Raw genomic sequence first — 5,384 nt, 5'->3', positions numbered from 1 at the left:
ACGAGTCCAAAGGAGCCAATCGCCGCCTGATCCGGATGGCTGCGCTCGTCCCGAGCGTCCCCGAGATCCGCTATCTCCTCGCCCGGATCCTCATCTTCCCACCGACACAAAAGCCCTTCATCATCGCCTGGTCGTTATGGCGACGACGACATCAGGCTGCGGCCACCATCTGTCACTACAAACGGCATCGGCATCTGCAACTGTAGTATTAGGTCGTGAACCCATAAAATGGGTGGAATCGAGATCGGTAGTTAGCTGCAGTTCAATGTGCGCGGAAAAATTGGGCACCTTCACCGTCGGCCCAGCGACCTGTCGGGGTGTGCGTAGATCGAAGGCGGCCGACATTTGCCACCAGTGAATAAGCCAACAACGACCCCAGATGGTTCCCACCTAATTGAAAAGCTGGCATTTCGGTTAGCGGCTTGGCATTGAAAGCAGAGACGATCCGACCGTCCTGCTCTTCCATGTCGACAAGATAAAAAAGGCGGTTTCATCATTCCTCTCGAATACAGCTCCAAACCGTCCCGTTTCCTGTCAAGGGCGGCACCAATAGCCGCAACGGCCATTCGAAGAAGACGGCCTGATTGCCAGGTACCAGCGCCGCTTTACGCTGGGCGCTGCGCAGGTGGGTTGACCCAGACAGCTTCTCGCGGACGATCGAGTCTAATCCACCGGTCGGCGATGCTCCGGGGCGAACGCAGGATAAACAGTGGCAGTTCTGTCTCCCGCGCTAACACTTTGTAGCCGACCGCCTGCAGCGTGAGACACCCGATGGCCAAGACAAGTCTCTCAATCGGAGCCGACGGATGGGTGGGCTGATTTGACGGCCATTCACAGATCGCATGAGGCCGGTCAGGCGCTGCCACTCGTTTTCAGGACGAAACCGCTTCTCAGTTGCGGCGTACGTAGGCTGCGCCATTGGCTCGGCTGCAGGCGGGTGAAGATGCCTAAACGCTCCCGGCACGGTCTGGCCAACGTTCAAAAAACATCGCGCAAAAAGATGGTGTAGATTAGTCGGGCCAAGCACTGCGATGGATTATTGGGCACGTGCACCACTCAAGTCGGTGGAAGGTTTGGCGTAACACCCCTGGCGTAACACCCCCCAGGCTTGCTGGTCAAAGCACGCGCACAACGATCCATCCCGTCCAAAAGTGTCGCCGGCGAATAGCCAGTGTATGAACCGTTCGAGCGAACTCTGCGATTCATTCTCACGCAGCCCGCAAACTTGGAAGCTGCCCTAATTGTCCTGGAAGGTGCCTCGGGTTTTCTTAAGGTATGGTGCATAGAATCCGCACACGAGCATGGGATGATCGCGAGGCAACGTGGAGAATCCTCCGGCTGAGCCTCGACAGTTTCTCGACAAACAAAGACATACAGATACTCCGATGCACTCGAATTCCGATGTAGCGTAGTCCCACGTCACTTCGGCGCCACAAGAGATCTTCTGAATAGCGACAAAGTCGTAGGCCCCGAAGCGATTGGCCACAATCGCTTAGTTTGGGTCACAACAATGATTCACAACGGCTGGCTTCTGCAATTGAGCGTGCACATTCCAGTCCAATTGAAACGAATTGGTCGTTCGGGTGCTATCGGCGTTCAACTAGCCCGATTATAACTATTTCCCCCGGCAGGAAATCGCGAGCGGCGAATACTCCGCGCCCTCTATCGCCAGCAGCGTTTAGAATTCGCACGTTGCGCGCGTTGATCTGCTTTGCGAGGCGACATCATCTGTTAAAATAGACAACCCTTTGTTTAAGTAGTTATTCGACATCACCCTAACTTTCCATCCACATAGTTGTTGCCTGGGAAATTTCCATTCGTGCGGGAATACGCACGTTTTTCTTAAGCGTCATTCGCCTCCCTTTCCAAGTACCGCTGACGCGTCCGAACTATGGATTTGCCGATGCTCACAACCTTCAAAAATTGTGCCGCTTGTCAGATCGAACCGAAAAAGAATTTTGTGATGCGTTTTCTCTATCTGAGGTGGACAAGAGGACGGCTAAAACAGGCGTGTTTGGCGGATCCGACCAAAGTGTCACCAGATGTTGTATATCGTCGCTGGAGGGGCCTGCGGCGCGCCCGTGGAGAGCAGAAGACGTGGGGGTGATTTGATTGGAAATCCATCAGAGATAGGTGCCTGCGGCCTTGCTCACGCTTTGGCCAAGTGAGCGTAACTTGCTGCGAAACGTCGGAGTATGTATTCGCCGCAAGTTACCGGCTGGTAGCGCTGTGGGTTGCTGTCCGTGACACATGACTTTAACGGCTCTATGATCGCATCGAAATCAGGGTCGATAAAGAAGGGGACTGAGTATCGCTCGCGACCTGAGCTATTCACCACGCGATGCATGTTGGCCAGGTAGACATCGTTGGTGAGCCGCTGAATTAGGTCCCCGATGTTGATTATGAAAGTACCGTGGATCGGTGTGCCCTGTACCCAATCGCCATCTCGGTTCAGGACCTGAAGACCGCCCACGTCATCCTGTGCCAGGATGGTCAAATTGCCGTAGTCTGTGTGGGCGCCAATTCCGATCATGTCCTCGCTAACATGGCCGCTCTGCGGCGGGTAGTGGAGCAGGCGCTGAACGCTGATCGGGTTCCGCATGAAATTCTCGAAATAGCTTTCCGACAGGTCCAGGCTGAGCGCAATTCCCTGCAAAAGTTTTTTCGCGAGGTCCACCATCCTTTGATGGTATCCGTATGTCAGTTCCCGAAACTCGGGCCAATTTGAGGGCCACTGGTTAGGACCGAAAAAGGGACCTTCGAACACCGAACGTTCAGGTCCGAAGTCAAAGCACTCCTTAAGGTCTTTCGTCTTTCCAGGATCGGTGTTCTCTCCAAACGGCTCAGTGTATCCGCGAAAAGCCAAATCGGAATTTTTAATGTGCAGTAAGGTCTTCTGCGATAATGGGAAATCAAAGAACTCCCGGCTGACACGGAAAACCGAATCTATCAAATCCTGCGGAAGACCGTGGTTCTTTACATACATGAAACCGGCGTTGGACAGTGCCCATCGTATTTCGCGGGCTACCGCTTGTTTGTTTTCCCCATCGAGAAGTGGGCCTATGTCAATCAATGGTATTTTATCAAAGCGTTCGCGTTTTGCTTGCAAATTGTCGTCGAGTCTAACTGAGGAATTCTTGGGCATAAGTACACCTGTTTAACAATGGGAGTCGGCGCATGAAGCGTCGCAACCGCGAAAAGCGGGGGGAAAGGTCACGCGGTCCTGGTAGGTCGAGGAACCCATACTCGTCTTATCTAGCCCGACATGTCCAAGCGTGCAGACACGGCAGCAGACCGTGAGATGATAGCCTGCTATGGAGTAATCGAAGGGCAGACCGTTAAGGTTTCGGACATTCCGGTAGGCTCGGGTTTGCCGTGTCTTTTCAGCCGTTTCCTCGCAGAGATCGAACCCGTCGATTAACCCGGACCCGAAGCTATCCAGCTCCACGCCGACCGGGCCTGTTCCGCAGCCAGCTTTCAGGACTTTTATGGCAGTTCGAAGCCTGGCCAAATAGGCCGTCTGCACGGCGGCCATCAGTTCGGCCGCGATGAACGGCCCGCAGTGCCCATCGGCCACACCCAAATCGTAGCAACTGTCCCATCCGCGGTGGAAGTGGTCCGAGCGACCGGCGTCGCGGCCGAGGGTGTGGGACTCCTTGAGATGCTCGCGCGCGCCTTGTTTCAGTGCCGTCTGCTGATCAAGGGTGTACATGGCAACTCCTGCGTTTAGGAGGTGGTCATGAGCAGCGGCCCTTCATGCGCCTACTGCTAACTGCCAGACGAGGGCAGCAAACCTCGTGCCAATTGAGGGAGGAGACGTGAAGAAAACACTTATTTGAATGTTTTCCGCTATTTGAGGCATGATAGTAGGTTGGCCCTAAATAGACCTGTATGGTTGGCGACAAGCTGACAAAAAGCTTCGGATTGTAGAACCTGGCGTAGCTTGACGACCCCGCGGAGCGCGGACTGGCAAGTCATTTGTGCATTTTCACCGATTGTAAAAGCCTTTCACCTATTTTCAGCCAATAAACAGATCGGTCGAAGCGGCCCCGCATGATCGCGCGGCAGGCCTGCTCACCATCAAACGAAAATGAGCCTCACCATCGTGTGTAATGCCAATGTTGCACGGAAATTTGGCTGGTGAACGATTGTAGATCCGCGGCCATAAGATCATCGAAGATTTCCAGAAGATCGCGGCGTTGTTCGTCGTGAGCTTCTCCGGCCCCGAACGTCCAAGATCAGCAAGTCGGTTTCGGTGAGGCCCTCCCCGGGGAAGGCTAGCGAGGCGAACACGCGGGGCACGTGGTGGTCTGCGATCGAGAGATCCTCGCGGCACGCCTTATGGCCGAGCGAGTAGGTCAGCCAGCTTTTCCCGACGGCTGTGAAGCGAGACTTGCCCCAGATAGTGCCCAACCGCGTTGTGCTTTCGCCAAACGCCTGAAGAGCCTAAACGACCTAACCCCATTCGAGCACATCTGCAAAATCTGGACTGAGCAGCCGCAAAGGTTCAGGCTAAACCCAATCCATCACATGGCGGGACCGAACATCTAGAGCACGTCCTGTGATAGATGAATCGATTGTGATGTGACGGCTGCGTTTTGTGCTGATTCAACATCCACCTCGATGGAGGTGGACGATGGGAAGAGCATTGAGCGGTGATCTTCGGTCGCGGGTCTTGAAGGCTTCGGACGAGGGCATGTCGGCGCGGCAAGCGGCGGCGCGGTTCGGCGTGGGAGTGTCCAGCGCGATCCGCTGGATTGCGCGGGCGAAGATCGGCGAACTGGCGCCACGCCCGCAGGGCCGCCGCCGCGCCTCCAGCCTCGATGCGCATGAAGCCTTCATCGTCGGGCTGATCGAGGAGCGCAAGGACATCACGCTGAACGAGATGGTGGAGCGGCTCGTCGCCGAGCAGTCAGTGCGGATCAGCAACAGCGCCTTGAGCGCCTGGCTTCGCGGTCACGGCTGGACATTCAAAAAAAGTCCGCGCACGCACTGGAGCAGGGTCGCCTCGACATCCTGAAGCGGCGCCGGGCTGCCATGTGTTCGGCCTCTCTTGCGGCTCGTCATGGCCGCGGGCCCGTATGGGAGTTCGAGGATCAGGTCCACATCACTGGAACGCGCTGGAAGCGCTCCCCATGCGCCTGGTTCTCCTGATCCCGCCTCACCGACGTTGCGCCATACCTGTCCTTTGACCTCCTCACGCCGCCAACGGCCTCGCGCCCGTCCCGCTCAAGCGGGCACGACCGGAGCCCGATAGCTTTCTCCCTTCGTTAACAGCGCCCAGACTATTCGGGCGTTCTTGGATAGTGTCCTGAAGGTTCTGCAAAAAGTTTTGGAGAGAGAACGGCGCTTGCTCTGAAGGGCGAGCGGCCATGGCACGGTGG

The 5,384-nt window shown here is 55.9% G+C and carries 3 protein-coding genes and 1 pseudogene; 2 read left to right on the top strand and 2 right to left on the bottom strand.

Annotated elements, in window-relative coordinates:
* The coding region (locus tag NKJ46_RS34390) for a hypothetical protein (RefSeq protein WP_352671752.1) at positions 1 to 206 on the top strand (206 nt) is incomplete at its 5' end.
* A 1,943-nt stretch (positions 207 to 2,149) separates the two neighbouring features.
* Here the strand turns inward: NKJ46_RS34390 and NKJ46_RS34385 are convergent.
* Together NKJ46_RS34385 and NKJ46_RS34380 are read right to left on the bottom strand one after the other, a co-directional pair.
* Positions 2,150 to 3,145 (bottom strand): isopenicillin N synthase family dioxygenase, encoded by a 996-nt coding sequence (locus NKJ46_RS34385; protein WP_352671749.1) that lies wholly within the window; start codon positions 3,143 to 3,145, stop codon positions 2,150 to 2,152.
* A gap of 12 nt (positions 3,146 to 3,157) precedes the next feature.
* Complete coding sequence (locus NKJ46_RS34380) at positions 3,158 to 3,712, bottom strand: class I SAM-dependent methyltransferase (protein ID WP_352671747.1); 555 nt, start codon at positions 3,710 to 3,712, stop codon at positions 3,158 to 3,160.
* A 924-nt stretch (positions 3,713 to 4,636) separates the two neighbouring features.
* Here NKJ46_RS34380 and NKJ46_RS34370 point away from each other — a divergent pair.
* Positions 4,637 to 5,031: pseudogene (locus NKJ46_RS34370) on the top strand (helix-turn-helix domain-containing protein); the annotation flags it as partial.
* Between the last annotated feature and the right edge of the window lie 353 nt (positions 5,032 to 5,384).

The organism is Mesorhizobium sp. M0166 (genome assembly GCF_040322255.1).
In the GTDB taxonomy this organism is placed as follows: domain Bacteria; phylum Pseudomonadota; class Alphaproteobacteria; order Rhizobiales; family Rhizobiaceae; genus Mesorhizobium.
The sequence above is the reverse complement of the archived record's forward strand: the minus strand, read 5'-3'. Positions and strand labels throughout refer to the sequence as shown.